We start from the raw sequence: 14,881 nt of genomic DNA, 5'->3' as shown, positions 1-14,881 counted from the left end.
TGGATGACCGAAGGTTTGCGAGGGCCGCTCGCTAGCGGGACATGCGGTGTTCCCGGGCGAGGGACTCGAGCAGTTCGACCGGGGCGGGCAGCGGGATCGCGCCCTCTTCGCCGGGGGCGGTGAGCCGGGATTGCGCGACTCGCTCGTGCAGGTGCTCCATGCGCATGTCGAGGCGGTTCGCGGCGTCCGCGGCGTCGGTCAGTTCGGCGAGCAACTCGTCCGGGATCTCGCCGCCGTACTTGTAGTAGATCTTGTGTTCCAGGCTCGCCCAGAAGTCCATGGCGATGGTGCGGATCTGCAGTTCGGCGGGCACGTGCTCGACGCGGTCGCTCATGAAGACCGGCAGCTCGAGCAGAATGTGCAGGCTCTTGTAGCCGTTGGGCTTGGGGTTGGCGATGTAGTCGCGCACCTCGTTGACGGTGACGTCGGACTGGCTGGTCAGCATGTCCGCGATCCGGTAGGTGTCCTGGATGAAGCTGCAGGTGATGCGCACACCCGCGATGTCGACGATGTTCTTCCTGATGTCGGGCAGTGTGACCGGGATGTTCTTGCGCCGCAGCTTGTGCAGAATGCTTTCCGGCGACTTCAGGCGGGATCGGACGTGCTCGATCGGGCTGTACTTGTGGATGTAGGTGAACTCGTCCTTCAGGATGTTGATCTTGGTCATCAACTCCGAGGTGACGAACTGGTACGACATCATGAATCGGGCGAATTCGGTGCGAAAGTGTGCCAGGTCGTCGTCGCGCACGGTGTTCGGTGAATCCATCAATCTCGCTATCCCGCCAATCCGGATCTGCCGTGTCCAGCCAGTCTGCCACCGCGGGCTGAGACGTTGCTGAGGCGTCAGGCCGCGGTGCTGTCCTGGGGCGCCGCGTCGAGCGACGGCAGCGGTCGGCGGCAGATCTCGGTGGCCTCGTCGGCGGGCAGACCGAACATGCGCAGCAGGTCCTCGGCCACCTGATCGGCGGCCTCGGCGTCGTCGCGCTCGGGGTGGTCGTGCAGGAGTCTGCCGAGGCACAACGCGGCGCCCGCGACGATGGTCATCGCCAGTTCCGAGTCGCGGACCTGGAACCGTCCCGCGCGGGCCGCCGCTTCGATATCGCGACGGGCGCGGGGTGCGAGTCCTCGCTCGGAGCTCACGAGACCGAGGCCGTCGGCGAGCAGGACCTTGCTGAGCGTGGGGCTGCGGCGGTGCAGGCGGCCGGTGAGGCGGAAGCTCTGGGCGAACACCTGGGCGGGGTCGTCCAGGTCCTCGCACAGCAAATCTAGGACCGCGCCGTGTCGGTCGAGCGCTTCTTCGACCGCGGCTTGGAACAGTTCCTCCCGGCTCTGGAAGTGGTTGTAGAACGAGCCCATGCCGACGTCCGCGGCCTGGGTGATCTCCAGGATCGGCACGTTGAGCCTGCCCTCGGCCAGCAGCGACTGGGCCGCGCCCACCAGTGCGGCGCGCGTGCGCGCCTTGCGGCGCTCCAAGCGGTTGGGTTCCGAACCGGTCATCGCAGTCCACCTCTCCTGACGTCTTCGCACGTCATAGTAGCGCGCGGGTCAGTAGTGACGAATTTGTCAGAAACACTTGACTGAATACTTGGTCGTGAGTGACGATATCGTCAGTACTTGGAAAGGGAGTGGTCGATGAGCGGCCAGCACGATGTGCACAGCGGTCTGCACAGCGAGCGCGGCGCGTTGGCGGGTGAACATCCGGGCCGAGCGCGCAATCCGGTGGTGAAGGTGCTCGATCTGGCGTGGCTGGAGTTCGAGAAGCCGGATCTCGAGCGTGCCGAGACCTTCGCGCATGCTTTCGGGTTCACGACGGCGCACCGCACGGCCGACGAGGTGCGGTTGCGCGGAACCGACGTGGGCTCGCCGTGCGTGCTGATCCGCCGCGGCGCGCGGTCGCGCTTCGTCGGTCCGGCGTTCCAGGCCACCGACGCCGCCGATCTACTGAGATTGGCGTCCGCGACGGACTCGAAGGTGGTGCCGCTGCCGGAATCGCTCGGCGGGTCGACCGTCGATCTGGTCGATCCGAGCGGACTGCGCGTCCGGGTCGTCGCCGAGACGCACCGGCTTCCCGCCCTGCCCGTGCAGCAGCCGCATGTGCTGAATCTCGGACATGACGTGGTGCGCGTGAACGCTACGCAGCGGCCGCCTCGGGTGCCCGCGCGGGTGCAGCGGCTCGGGCACGTCGTGGTCCAGTCGACCAGGTATCGGGAGACGCTGGATTGGTACCTGAGCAATCTCGGCATGATCGTCAGCGACTTCCTGTACTACCCGGGCCAGCGCGAGCGCGGGCCGGTGATGAGCTTCATCCGTTGCGATCTGGGTTCGACTCCGGCCGATCACCACACGCTCGCGCTGACCTTGGGGCCGTCCAACCGGTATGTGCACTCGGCGTATCAGGTCGCCGATCTGGACGCGCTGGCCGCAGGTGGTGAGTATCTGCGCGAGCGCGGTTACCACCGGTCGTGGGGGATCGGCCGCCATATCCAAGGCAGCCAGATCTTCGACTACTGGCGTGATCCGGACGGTTTCATGGTCGAGCATTTCAGCGACGGCGACGTGTTCGACTGCAGTTTGGAGCCGGGCTGGGCGCCGATGAGCGCGTCGGGTCTGGCGCAGTGGGGTCCGCCCGCCACCAAGGATTTCCTCGGCATCTCGCCGGGCGCTGAGTCGCTGCGGGAGTTGCGCGCGGTCGTCGACGCGCTGCGTGAGGACAACGAATTCGATCTCCGCCGTTTGGGCGGCCTGTTGAAAGTAGCCAAGTCATGAGTGTTTCCGTTCTCCGTACCGCCGACGCTTGGTGGGTGCGCACGCCCGCCGGTGCGGCCCGTATCGATACCGCCGCGACGACGACGCGGGAACTGCTGGCCGACCGTGCGGCGATCGCCGCGGCCGCTGTCAGCGCGGATGTGGTTGCGGTGGAGAGCCTTTCGCTTGTCTCGCCGGTAACCGCGCCGTGCCGGGTGGTGGCGCAGATGACGAACTTCGCCTCGCACGTGAAGGACTCGGGCATGGATCCGGAGACCGTGCCGCTGACGTTCTTCCGCAAGGCTTCCGGCTCGATCAGCGGCCCGCACGACGATGTCGTCCGGCCCGCCCACGTGAATCTGCTCGATTACGAAGTGGAGATCGGTCTGGTCTTCGGCCGCGAGATGCCGGTCGGTTCGGAGATCGACGCGGAGAACCTGGCCGACTACATCGCGGGTCTCGTCGTCACCAACGACATCTCCGCACGAGATGTGCAGTTGCCGAAAACGCAGTTCTACGAGGCGAAGTCGTATCCGACGTTCACCCCGGTCGGTCCGGCGCTGGTGCTGCTGGAGGCCGACGAGTTGAAGCGGTTCACCGATCTGCGGTTGCGGTTGTGGGTCAACGGCGAGGTGCGCCAGGACATGACGGTGGCGGACATGATCTACCGGCCGGTGCAGGCGCTGCGTGAGTTGACCCGGTTCCAGCGGATGGACGCCGGTGATCTGCTGCTCACCGGGACACCGGTGGGTACCGCGATCAGCGCCCCGCCCAAGCCGGTGGAGATCATCGGGTCGCTGTTGCCGCCGAAGGTCAAGTGGAAGATGTTCTTCAAGGGCCAGGCCAAGAATCCGAAGTACCTGAAAGACGGCGACGTGGTCGAGGCGGCGATCGGCACCGATGACGGCGTCCTGGACCTGGGTCGCCAGCGCACGGTCGTGAGGTACGCCCGGTGACCGAGACGACGCTCGCGGCCTCCGCCGAAGATCTGCTCTGGCCTCGCTACGCCGAGCCGGAGGATTTGGCCGCCATCGAATCTGTGCCCCTGGCGGCGCGCGGTCTGCCCGAATCCACCTACGCGCTGCTCGTTCGTGCCGCGGCGCGGTGGCCGCGACGCGAGGCGATCACCGTGCTGCCCGAGGCCGCGCGCTGGCGAGAACCGTTGCGCCGCAGCTACGCCGAACTGCTCGCCGATGTGCACCGGTACGCGAATCTGCTGCACGAACTCGGGGTTCGCCGCGGCGACGCGGTCGCGCTCATCGCACCCAATTGCGCCGAGTTGATCCCCGCCACCCTCGCGGCCCAGCTCGCCGGGATCGCCGCACCGATCAACGGCGGTCTCTCGCGTGATCACATCGCCAAGCTGCTGGGCCGATCCGGGGCTCGAATCCTGATCGTCGCCGGGCCCGAATTCGGCGCCGAGAGTTTGGCGTGCGCAGGTGAGCTGGCCGCGCGGGGTCTCGTGGACGCCCTGCTCGTGCTGCGCCCCACCGCCGCGGTGGAGCAAGCGCCCGAGCTGCCCGCGATCGACGGTGTGCACGTCGGCTATCTCGATGACCTTGCGGCCGCGCAGGATTCGTCGCGCTTCGTCGGAGTGCCGCCCGCGGCCTCGGATCTGGCGGCCCTGTTCCACACCGGCGGCACCACCGGTGTGCCGAAGCTGGCCGCGCACCGGCATTCCGGTGAAGTGGCCAACGCGTGGATGATCGCCGCCAACTCCCTGCTCGACGAGGACGCGGTCGTCTTCGCCGCGCTGCCGCTGTTCCACGTCAACGCGCTCGTCGTCACCCTGCTCGCGCCGTTGTTCCGCGGCCAATCGGTGGTGTGGGCCGGACCGCTGGGCTACCGCGACTTCACCCTGTACGCGGAGTTCTGGAACATCGTGGCGCACTACGAGATCGCCGCGATGAGCGCGGTGCCGACCGTGTACGCCGTGCTCGCGCAAAGCCCGATCAACGCCGACATCTCCAGCCTGCGCTACGCGATGGTCGGCGCGTCACCGCTGCCGCCCGCCGTGCGCGAGAACTTCCAGACACATACCGGCGTGACCCTGGTGGAGGGCTACGGCCTCACCGAAGCGACCTGCGCGACGGCGCGCAGCTTCCCGGATCGGCCTCGACCGGGTGCGGTCGGGCAGCGCATGCCCTACCAGCGCGTCGCGGTCGTCCGCCTCGCCGGAGACGGTACGTGGGAGAGGTTGCCGGTGGGCGAGACCGGCGTCCTGATCATCAGCGGCCCAACGGTTTTCGCGGGATATGTGACCGGCCGCGAGGGCCGCGGTCACCTCGTCGACGGTCTCGGCACACTGGTCGACGGCTGGCTGAACACCGGCGACCTGGCCCACATCGACGACGACGGCTTCATCCACCTGCACGGCCGAGCCAAGGACCTGATCATCCGCGGCGGCCACAACATCGACCCGGCCACCATCGAAGACGCCCTGCTGGAGCACCCACGGGTCAGTGCGGCGGGCGCGGTCGGTCGCCCGGACGCGCACTCCGGCGAGGTGCCCGTGGCCTATGTCGCTTTGACCGCGGGCGCGGACATCTCCGAGGACGAGCTGGTCGCCTGGGCCGCCGAGCGGGTGCAGGAGCGCGCCGCTGCCCCGAAGACGGTCACCGTGCTCGACGCGCTGCCGGTCACCGACGTCGGCAAGCCGTACAAGCTGGGACTGCGCGCCGACGCGACCCGCCGCGAATTGCTAGAGGCCCTTGGCGGCAATGCCGGAGTGTGCGCCATCACGGTGGTGGTCGAAGACGGTGCGGTCGTCGCGACGGTCGAACTCGATCCCGCCACCGACGAGCGGGAAGTCGAGGCGATCCTCGGCCGCTACGCGATCGCCTGGAAAGTCGTGGTGGCGCAATGACAATCGTCTCGACTGTGCTCGGCGGCGTGCTGGCGGCCGTGACCGGCCTCGCCACCGCCGCGTACGTGCTCACACTGGGCGGAGCCTTCCCGTGACCACGCGCACGATCCCGGTCGTGCTCGTCGGAGCGGGCCCGGCCGGACTCACCGCGGCGACCTTGCTGGCGCAATACGGTATCGAATGCCTCGTACTGGAACGGTGGGACAGCGTCTATCCGCAGCCGCGAGCCGTCCACCTGGACGGCGAAATTCGCCGCATCCTCGGGCATCTCGGCGTCGGTGACGAGTTCGACGCCATCTCTCGCCCGGTGCTCGGTCTGCGCTTGCTCGATCCCGGCCTGCGGGTGCTCGCGCAATTCGATCGCGACCCGGTAGGCACGCGCAGCGGGCATCCGGAGGCGAACCTGTTCGACCAGCCGGAGCTGGAAGCGATCCTGCGCGCGAACCTCGCGCGACATCCCGCCGCGACCCTGCGCGGCAACGCCGAAGTCACGGCCGTGACCGAGGAGAGCGGTTGCGTCCGTGTCGATTTCACCGACCGGACGACAGGCCGCGCGGAATGCGTCCGCGCGCGATATGTCCTCGGCTGCGACGGCGCCAACAGCCTCGTCCGCAGTGCGGTGGGCGCGCGCATGCGCGAGCTACGGTTCGAGCAGCGCTGGCTGGTCGTGGACATCGCCACGACCGCCGACCTCGGACACTGGGACGGGGTGCACCAGGTCTGCGATCCGGCCCGGGCCGCGACCTACATGCGCATCGGAAAGACGCGGTACCGCTGGGAGTTCCGGCTTCGCTCCGGCGAGACCGCCGACGACTACCCGGATATCGCTATGCTGCGTCCACTGATCGCCCCGTGGACGGCGGACCTCCCCGACGAAGACCTCGAACTCGTGCGGGTCGCCGCGTACACCTTCCGCGCCCAGCTCGCCGACCGCTGGCGCGTCGGCCGGATCTTCCTGCTCGGGGACGCCGCTCACCTCACACCGCCGTTCATCGGTCAGGGCATGGGCGCGGGGTTGCGCGACGCCGCCAACCTCTCCTGGAAATTGGCCGGTGTGTTGCGCGGCGAGCTGCCCGAGCGTGTGCTCGACACTTACGAGACCGAGCGAAAGCCGCACGCGCAAGCCATGATTCGACTGGCCAAGCTCACCGGCGTGATGATGACCCAGGGTGGCGAGCTGGGCAATCGCCTGCGCGGCCTTGTCGCACCGCGGCTCCATCGCCTCCCCGGCTTCACCCGCATGCTCACCAGTGGTGAATCCCCGCCCCTGCGCCGCTCCGGTCTGGTCGACGCTTCGCTGTTTCGACGCGGTCCGGTCGGTCGGCTGACGCCGAACGATCGCCTCCCTGATGGGCGAGCGATCGACGAGATCGTCGGCGGACGGTTCGCGATCGTCACCACGGTAGACCTGGCGCCCGAGGACCGGGCGCGGGTCGAAGAACGCGGTGGTGTCGTGCTCGCCGCGGCGCCGGGAACGGACCTGCACCGCTGGCTGCGCCGCGGTCGCGTGGCCGCCGCCCTCGTCCGACCGGACGGCGCCGTGCGACGCTGCGGAAGAAACCCGTCGGCCCTCTGCGCGGCGCTGCCACGGTTCGCGGCCAGCGCCCGGCCCTCCCGCGTCGCCGAATGATTGCTGACCATTGGTGCGTTTATGAGGAAATCATCACTTGGCGTGCTATCGTACGGGCATTTCGCGTTGCGTGTCGTCGCTGTGTGCTCTGGTGACTCCGTGAGAGGACCCGCATGTCTCGGTATCTGTTTGCCCTAGGCCAGGTCGTAGCCCGTCGCCGCTGGTGGGTCCTGGCGATCTGGATCGTGTTGCTCGGCGCCGCGATCGCGTTCGCCGCGGGAACCGGTGGGAAGACGAACGACAACTTCACGGTCCCCGGCACCGAATCGCAGGATGCCGTGTCATTGCTGCAACAGCGGATGCCCGCGTTCAGCGGCGCGCAGATGCAGGTCGTCTTCGCGACGCCCGGCATGGCCGAGGTGACCGATCCGCAGGTGACCGGTGAGATCGAGCAGGTGATGGCCGGGTTGAAAGGGCTGCCGCAGGTCGCCGCGGTCGTCGACCCGTTCCAAGCCAAGGCGGTGTCGCCGGATCAGCGCGTCGCACTCGGCAGCGTGCAGTTCTCGGTGTCGGCGGGGGAGGTCGAGGAGCACACCCTCGACGAGGTGAACCGCGTCGCCGACCCGGCGCGGGATGCGGGCCTCGATGTGGAGTTCTCCGGCGCGGTGTATCCGGGTTTCACGGCCGAGATTTCGCACACCCCTGAGCTTCTCGGCGTCGTCGTGGCATTGATCATCCTGTTGATCACCTTCGGCGCGGCGGTCGCCGCGGGCCTGCCCATCGTCACGGCATTGGTCGGTATCGGTATCGGTATCACCGGAATCCTCGGTGTCGCAGCGTTCGTCGATGTGCCGTCGGCGGCGACGTCACTGGCATTGATGCTCGGACTGTCCTGCGGCATCGACTACGCGCTGTTCGTCCTGTCCCGGCATCGGCACAACATCGTGCTGGGAATGACGGCGGCGGAATCGATTCCGCTCGCGGTCGGGACCGCGGGCAGTTCGGTGGTGTTCGCGGCGGTCACCGTGATCATCGCGTTGTGCGGCTTGGCGGTGGCGGGCATTCCGTTCCTCACCGTCATGGGTCTGACCGCGGCGGGCGCGGTGCTGGTCGCCATGCTCGTCGCGCTGACCTTGCTGCCCGCGCTGCTGGGGTTCGCCGGTGATCTGGTCGCCAAGTTCATCTCGCCGCCGCTGCACCCCGGACGCCCGCAGGAGGTGGCGCGCATCGCCGCCTACGAGCCCGAACGCACCTTCGGGCACGCGTGGGGACGCTTCGTCACCCGGTTCCGGATTCCGCTGCTGATCCTCGGTATCGCGATCCTCGCGGTGCTGGCGATTCCGGCCACGCGTATGGAGCTCGGACTGCCCAGCGGGGCGACGCAGCCGGATTCGAGCACCGCCCACAAGGCCTACGACCTGGTGGAGGAGTCGTTCGGTCCCGGTTTCAACGGGCCGCTGCTCGTCGTGACCGACCTGTCCGGTGCCACCGGCCCGGACGTGGCGCAGACGGTGATGGGTCGGCTGCAACAGGAACCGGACGTCGTCGCCGTGCAGCCCGCGGGCACGGGAAACGGACTGCTGCTGATTCAGGTCGTGCCCAAGACCGGACCCGACGATCCCGCGACCGCCGACCTCGTCAACCGACTGCGGGACGACCGTGAGCGCATCGTGAACGGCACCGGCGCAACGTATCTGGTCGGCGGCACCACCGCGGCCAATATCGACACCTCGCGGCGGCTCGCCGAGGCGCTGCCGATCTTCCTCGCGGTCGTCGTCGGGTTGGCGCTGGTGCTGCTGACCATCGCCTTCCGCACCATCCTGGTCCCGCTGTCGTCGATCGTCGGATTCATCCTGTCGGTCTTCGCCGCGCTCGGGGCGCAGGTCGCGGTGTTCCAATGGGGTTGGGGCGCCGAGCTTTTCGACGTCACGAAGGCCCAGACGCTGAGCTTCCTTCCGATCATCACCTTGGCCATCATCTTCGGCCTATCCAGTGACTACCAGATCTTCGTCGTCTCCCGGATCAAGGAGGAGCACACCCGCACCGCCGACGCGACGGTCTCGGTGCAGAACGGTGTCGGCCACTCCGCGCGCGTCGTCACCGCCGCCGCGCTGATCATGTTCGGTGTCTTCGTCGCCTTCACCACCGTCGACAATCCGATCGTCAAACCCTTGGCGTTCACCCTCGCCGTCGGTGTCCTGCTCGACGCGTTCATCGTCCGCTTGACCTTGGTGCCCGCCGTCATGGCTCTCGTCGGCAACCGCATGTGGTACCACCCGCGCTGGTTCGCCCGCTACGTCCCCGACCTCGACATCGAGGGCGCCGAACTCGAACGCCGAGTCATCCACGAGACCGAAAAAGAGGTGTCACCGGGCACCGCTCGGCCTCGAGTCGAACACGAAATCTGATGCTGGACAACGGCGTATCACCGCCAGTCCGCGAAGGCGGTCAAGGTTCGTTCGCCGCCCGGGTCGCCGTCGGTCGCGGGGACCAGCACCACCTCGTCGAGACCTGCTGCGGTGTAGGCCTTCAGCTTCTCGCGCACGAGTGCGGCGTCGCCGACCAAGCCGACCTGGTCCTCGGCGAACAGCGCACGCACCGCCGCCGCGCTCTCGGCCATCGCGCTCACGGGCCTGCTGCGCGAACGCCCGTGCACCCCTTCGACCATTCGCACGCTCGAGGTGCCCAGTGCCACCCCGACCGGTCTGCCGACCAGCGCCGCCGTCGACGCGGCCGCGCGTGCGATCGAGGCGGGGTCGCGCACCGAAACGGGAATCGGTCCCACAGTCAGCGCGGCCCGGGTGGTTCGCAGGCCGATCGCCGTGGCAAGGGCGAACGCGTCCCAGATCCACCCTTCCCCGACCCAGATGTCGCGATACCCGAGCCGGTCGGCCGCGATGCCGGTCGCCACGTCCTGCTCGGGCGAGACATTGGGGCGCGAAGCGACGACGACGCTGAGTTCCATACCTGTCCTCTCCGGGGTGGCGGGCCGAATGTCGCGGTCAACGCCTCCAATCGCGCGTGGATTCCTCGGCGGATGTCGGACGCGGAGTGGCTATCGAATTAGCCATGCGATAGCGACTTCGCTGCTCAGAGAAACAAGCCTGAGCAGTGCGGCCGCCTGTGCTCGCCTTCCACGACCGATCCGCTGTTGCCGCCCGTGCGCTGGTCTGCGGGCGATACCCTGGATCGGGGAGGTTTCGCGGAAAGGAGTCACCGTGGGGCAACTACCGCAAGGCCGCATCGCGCACATTCGCGCGATCGCCCGAGGCTGATTTCGGACCACCGATGCACGAGCCGCTCGACGTGGTCGACTCCGCCGAACGAACCCGCACGGCACTGGCCACGGCCGTCGCGTTGTTCTCCGAGGCTTGGGAGTCCGGTTCACCACCCGACCTGGCGACGTACCTACCGAGCGAACCCGCCGCGCGGCGCATGGTGCTGATCGAACTGATCAAGATCGATCTCGAATACCGGTTCCTGCGCCATCGCATCCCGAAACGACTGACCGAATACCGCGCGGAGTTCCCCGAGCTGCGCGACGGACCGATGCCCGACGAGCTCGTCTACGAGGAATTCCACGCCCTGCGCCGCAGCGCGCTCGCGGCCGGTGCGACTCCACGCACGGTCGCCGCCGACACGGCGGTCACCCCCGAGACCGCCCAGGCGAGCGACTACCACAGCACGATGGTCGCCCGCCCGAACGCGCAAGTGCGGCTCGACGCCTTCGACGTCGGCGACCACGTCGACGACTTCGACCTGCTGATGCGGATCGGCGCGGGCGCGTTCGCCCAGGTGTATCTGGCGCGGCAGCAATCGATGCAGCGCCTGGTCGCGGTCAAGATCTCGCACAACCACGGCAGCGAGCCGCAGACCCTGGCCCAGTTGGACCACGAGTACATCGTGCGGATCTTCGACCAGCGACTCATCGCCGACGGCGAGCTGAAGCTGCTCTACATGCAGTACCTCCCCGGCGGAACGCTGCTCGACGTGCTGCGCTTGCGGCGCTCGACGCCCGAGGGACAGCACAGCGGGCAACTCCTGCTCGACGCGGTCGACACCGTGCTCGCCGAGAAGGGCGAGGTGCGGCCCGCCGAATCGGCGATCCGAGAACGGACCGCCGCGCTGACCTGGCCGGAGACGGTCGCCTGGCTGGGCCGCCGACTCGCGGACGCACTGCAGCACGCGTCCGAACGCGGGGTGTTGCACCGCGACATCAAACCGGCGAACGTGCTGCTCAGTGCGGAGGGAATTCCGAAGCTGGCCGATTTCAACGTCAGCTTCAGCAAGCGCGTGAAGGGCACGAGTCCGCTGGCGTACTTCGGCGGATCGCTGTCGTACATGTCGCCCGAACAGCTCGCGGCCTGTCATCCCGAGCTGCCCGCGACCGCCGCCGACCTGGACACGCGCAGCGACATCTTCGCGCTGGCCGTCATGCTGTGGGAACTGCTGACCGGGCGGCGTCCCTTCGAGGACGAGTCCTTCGCGGGCGAGTCGGAGACGTCGCTGGCCCGCATGCTCGAACTGCGCCGCCGACCCGTCGACTCGAAGTTCCTGTCCGATCTACCGCCGGACTGCCCGCCCGCCCTGTGCCGGGTCCTGCTGAAGTGCCTGTCGCCCGACCCCGCGGACCGCTACTCGAACGGTTCGGAATTGGCGCAGCAGCTCGATCTGTGCCTCGAGGCTCGGGCCCGCGACCTCGTCTATCCGCCGCCGAACAGCTGGCGGGCGCGTCTTTCGCGGTGGCCGACCCCGATCCTCTGGTTGTCGTCGCTGTTCGGCATCGGCCTTGCGACGGCCTACCTGGCTGTACACGCCCAGAAACTGATCAGGGAGCGCGTGCCCGACGCCGTCAACGCGCAGATGGACCGGGGCGTGATCGCTTGCGTCCTCGGTGTCTTGCCGTTGGCAGTCGCCATCTACGTCTACATCTCGCGCGAGATGCTCGCGGTCCTGCGCGGCTTGCGCGAGGGCAGGCGCTACGACGAGGCCACGCTCGCGCGAGTACGGTCGCGAACGCTGCTGTGGGGCGACCTGTGCGCGCTGAACACTTTGCTCGGCGCGCTGATCGCCACGGTGACGGGCGTGCTGATGGTGCGCTGGATGACCGACCTGCCGTTGCGGTTGCAGATCCATGCCGCGATGACGGTGCTGGTGGCGGGCACCATCTCCGTCGCCTACACGTTCTTTCTCTCCACTTTCTACATCGTCCGCTGCGTCTATCCGCTCCACCTGCGCCACGGCCGGAGCACCGCGCGCGACTCCGCCGGTCTGCACTCGTTGCGCCGCAGGACCACGGTCTACCTCGCGATAACGGCGTCGGTCCCGGTGCTCGGCGTCCTGGCCGGATTCAGCGCCCTCGAATCCGACGAGCTCTACCTCGTCCGCGACTCGGTCCTCGGCTTGTGCGCGGGCGGCGGCCTCGCGTTCGTCGCCGCCTATTGGCTCTACCGAAAACTGGACGCCGACCTCCGCGCGCTGGACCGGGTGATCTGACGAGGCCCGTACGTCCGGATGTTCGTGCGGCTCAGTGCAATATGTATCGGCTGGTGGGGACGACGTCGATGTCGCGGTCGGCGCCGAAGGTGGCCACGCTGGCCATCATGCGATGGATGCGCCGGTTGAGTTCGGCGGGGTCGCCGCCGCTGCCGTAGAAGGCGTGCGGGTCGCGCAGGGCGGCCGGGGGGAACAGTTCCTCGACGACCGCGGCGATGTCCGGCGCCGTGTCGGTGACCGGCTCGAGGACGCGGTTCTGCACGTAACCGAAGGTGGCCTGGGTGGTGATGGCGACCTCGGTGTGGTGGGTGCGCCACCGGTCGAGCCATTCGTCGTACGGCAGGTCCGGCGGCCTGCGCAGGAATGCGACGTTGGCCAGGGCGGGGGTGCGCTCGCCGATCGCGACCGGTGGCGGCGTGAGCGGCGTCCTGACCTCGACTCGCCAGCCCTCGTGGCGCCCGGAAACGTGGCCGAGTGCGTCGAGCACGGCGCCGAGGTCGCAGCCGGACGGGGACGAGAGGGCGAGCACGGCTTCGATTGGTGTGTCGAAGGTCGTCAACCGCAGCATCGCGTCGGCCACGTCGGCGTCGGAGACGTTCAGCCGCACGCTTTCGGCGCCCGCCGCGACCATCCGCTGGGCCAGTCGCGAGTCGTGCAGGTCGCCGACTCCCCAGAGCGCGAAGATCAGCTCGTCCGCCACACCGCCTCCTAGAACAGGTTCTAATACGGCGAGTCTAACCAGGGAACCGGCTGTGCGGAGGGGTCAGCGGCGCCGAAGGGTGATTCGGGCGTTGTCCGCCGGGCTGAGCCCGGTGTGGTACCGGCGCGGCGGTTCGACGGGTCCGGGGACGACGTCGATGCGGCGCTGTTCGAGGACGGTGCGGAACAGGATGCGGGCCTCGACCAAAGCGAACTGGGCGCCGAGGCAGCGGTGCGCACCCGCGCCGAAGGTCAGCCAGGTGTGGCTGTTCGGTCGCTCGTCGAGGAAGCGTTCAGGGCGGAAGACCATCGGATCCGGGTAGTGCCGCGGTGATTCGTGGATGAGCAGGATCGGGACGATGACGATGGCCCCCTTCGGAATTCGGACTCCGTTGACCACGGTGTCGCGGATCGCGAGCCGCCCGGTGAACGGGGACACCGGGCGCAGCCGCATCGTCTCGGCGACCACGGCGTCCAGGTAGGCGTCGAGCCGGGCGCCGTCGCCCGCGTCGGCGGCGGCATCCAGTTCGGCCATGGCCTCCGGGTGGGCCACCAGCATGGCGGCGATCCAGCCGAGCGTGATCGCGGTGGTCTCGTACGCGCCCAACAGGACCCCGCGCATGTTGCGGGCGAGCGCCGCGTCGTCGTGCTGATCGAGGTCGGTGTCCACGTACCGGGACAGCACGTCTTTCCGCTGGCCTTCGCCCGGCGCGGCGCGGCGCGCGGCGATTTCCTCGCGGATGACGGCGTCGACCTCGGCCTGGCGGCGGGTGAGCGGCGGATAGGGCAGCGTGAGCCCGCCGACCAGCGGCGTGAGCAGCGTGACGGCGAGGAAACCGCGACTCTCGATCTCACCGAACCACGCGCTGATCGCCTGCTTCAGCCGTCCCCGCCGCGGCTCCGCCACATCACCGAAGACGACGCCGAGCAGCACGCCGATCGCCAAATCGTAACCGGCCTTCAGGAATTCGAACGGTTCACCGACCGGCCAGGTGGGCAGTTCGCGCTGCACCACCTCCACCATGAGCTCCTCGTAGGAACGCAGCGCCTTGCTCTGGAAGGGCGGAGCGAACAGCTTGCGCTCGCGACGGTGCTCCTCGCCGTCGAGGAAGATCAACGTCTGCTTGCCGAACATCACGTCGTGGCTGGAGAACCGGCTCAGCACCTGGCCGATCGAGAAGTCGTCGTGATTGGCGAAAAGCGCCCGCACGTCGTCCATCTCGTGGGTGACCAGCATGGTCGGAAAGCCCGGCGGCGACACGACGAATCGTTCCCCGAGTCCCAGCAGGGGCGAACGATGGGTGCCGGGGCGCATCAGTCCACCGATCTGCCCGAGGTGGCGGTTGCGGAGCCGGGGGAGTTCGCGCAGTGATATCGGGGCTTGTGACACGTGGCAATCCTCACCGCTGTCTCGACGACTCGCAAGCACGAAATGGCTGCGGCAGCAGCGTACTTCGCACGACGGCTGCCCCTATTTTTCGGGGCGCGGGACGGTTGCTCGCGTC

General features: G+C 68.3%; 11 protein-coding genes. 6 read left to right on the top strand and 5 right to left on the bottom strand.

Annotated features, from left to right (window positions below; all coding sequences use genetic code 11):
- Positions 1-31: 31 nt before the first annotated feature.
- Positions 32-766, bottom strand: coding sequence for a GTP pyrophosphokinase family protein (locus AB0H49_RS26675; protein ID WP_355003200.1), 735 nt, complete (start codon positions 764-766; stop codon positions 32-34).
- 77 nt (positions 767-843) lie between these two features.
- A complete protein-coding gene (locus AB0H49_RS26670) occupies positions 844-1,497 on the bottom strand; it encodes a TetR/AcrR family transcriptional regulator (RefSeq protein WP_357255310.1) in 654 nt (217 codons plus the stop codon).
- Between the two features lie 135 nt (positions 1,498-1,632).
- Between AB0H49_RS26670 and AB0H49_RS26665 the strand changes: the two genes are divergently transcribed.
- The 5 genes from AB0H49_RS26665 to AB0H49_RS26645 all read left to right on the top strand — a co-directional run bounded on the left by AB0H49_RS26665 (position 1,633) and on the right by AB0H49_RS26645 (position 9,589).
- Complete coding sequence (locus AB0H49_RS26665; RefSeq protein WP_357255307.1) at positions 1,633-2,766, top strand: VOC family protein; 1,134 nt, start codon at positions 1,633-1,635, stop codon at positions 2,764-2,766.
- Positions 2,763-3,701, top strand: coding sequence for a fumarylacetoacetate hydrolase family protein (locus AB0H49_RS26660; RefSeq protein WP_355003203.1), 939 nt, complete (start codon positions 2,763-2,765; stop codon positions 3,699-3,701). Before AB0H49_RS26665 ends, AB0H49_RS26660 begins: the two co-directional genes overlap by 4 nt.
- Positions 3,698-5,611, top strand: a complete 1,914-nt coding sequence (locus tag AB0H49_RS26655) for an acyl-CoA synthetase (RefSeq protein WP_357255304.1) — start codon at positions 3,698-3,700, stop codon at positions 5,609-5,611. The genes AB0H49_RS26660 and AB0H49_RS26655 overlap by 4 nt, the downstream gene beginning before the upstream one ends.
- A 91-nt stretch (positions 5,612-5,702) precedes the next feature.
- A complete protein-coding gene (locus tag AB0H49_RS26650) occupies positions 5,703-7,241 on the top strand; it encodes a bifunctional 3-(3-hydroxy-phenyl)propionate/3-hydroxycinnamic acid hydroxylase (RefSeq protein WP_357255302.1) in 1,539 nt (512 codons plus the stop codon).
- A gap of 113 nt (positions 7,242-7,354) precedes the next feature.
- A complete protein-coding gene (locus tag AB0H49_RS26645) occupies positions 7,355-9,589 on the top strand; it encodes an MMPL family transporter (RefSeq protein ID WP_357255299.1) in 2,235 nt (744 codons plus the stop codon).
- Positions 9,590-9,606: 17 nt separating this feature from the next.
- On the opposite strand, the gene AB0H49_RS26640 is transcribed toward AB0H49_RS26645, so the two are convergent.
- Positions 9,607-10,146 carry an LLM class flavin-dependent oxidoreductase gene (locus tag AB0H49_RS26640; RefSeq protein ID WP_357255296.1) on the bottom strand — a complete coding sequence of 180 codons (540 nt, stop codon included), beginning with the start codon at positions 10,144-10,146 and terminating at the stop codon, positions 9,607-9,609.
- 323 nt (positions 10,147-10,469) lie between these two features.
- Here AB0H49_RS26640 and AB0H49_RS26635 point away from each other — a divergent pair, with 323 nt between their 5' ends.
- On the top strand, positions 10,470-12,677 hold the full coding sequence (locus AB0H49_RS26635; RefSeq protein ID WP_357255293.1) for a serine/threonine-protein kinase: 2,208 nt from the start codon (positions 10,470-10,472) through the stop codon (positions 12,675-12,677).
- Positions 12,678-12,708: 31 nt separating this feature from the next.
- On the opposite strand, the gene AB0H49_RS26630 is transcribed toward AB0H49_RS26635, so the two are convergent.
- Positions 12,709-13,377, bottom strand: a complete 669-nt coding sequence (locus AB0H49_RS26630; RefSeq protein ID WP_357255290.1) for a hypothetical protein — start codon at positions 13,375-13,377, stop codon at positions 12,709-12,711.
- Between the two features lie 63 nt (positions 13,378-13,440).
- Positions 13,441-14,766 (bottom strand): cytochrome P450, encoded by a 1,326-nt coding sequence (locus AB0H49_RS26625; RefSeq protein WP_357255287.1) that lies wholly within the window; start codon positions 14,764-14,766, stop codon positions 13,441-13,443.
- Between the last annotated feature and the right edge of the window lie 115 nt (positions 14,767-14,881).

The sequence above is a fragment of the Nocardia sp. NPDC050713 genome, from assembly GCF_040654315.1.
In the GTDB taxonomy this organism is placed as follows: Bacteria; Actinomycetota; Actinomycetes; order Mycobacteriales; family Mycobacteriaceae; genus Nocardia.
Note: the sequence above shows the minus strand (reverse complement) of the source record. Positions and strands in the feature narration are given on the sequence as shown.

Bases quoted from the DNA above. Each gene is read 5' to 3' on its own strand.
- AB0H49_RS26665 (WP_357255307.1), top strand. From the start codon at position 1,633: ATGAGCGGCCAGCACGATGTGCACAGCGGTCTGCACAGCGAGCGCGGC.
- AB0H49_RS26635 (WP_357255293.1), top strand. From the start codon at position 10,470: ATGCACGAGCCGCTCGACGTGGTCGACTCCGCCGAACGAACCCGCACG.
- AB0H49_RS26645 (WP_357255299.1), top strand. From the start codon at position 7,355: ATGTCTCGGTATCTGTTTGCCCTAGGCCAGGTCGTAGCCCGTCGCCGC.
- AB0H49_RS26670 (WP_357255310.1), bottom strand. From the start codon at position 1,497: ATGACCGGTTCGGAACCCAACCGCTTGGAGCGCCGCAAGGCGCGCACG.
- AB0H49_RS26660 (WP_355003203.1), top strand. From the start codon at position 2,763: ATGAGTGTTTCCGTTCTCCGTACCGCCGACGCTTGGTGGGTGCGCACG.
- AB0H49_RS26675 (WP_355003200.1), bottom strand. From the start codon at position 766: ATGGATTCACCGAACACCGTGCGCGACGACGACCTGGCACACTTTCGC.
- AB0H49_RS26640 (WP_357255296.1), bottom strand. From the start codon at position 10,146: ATGGAACTCAGCGTCGTCGTCGCTTCGCGCCCCAATGTCTCGCCCGAG.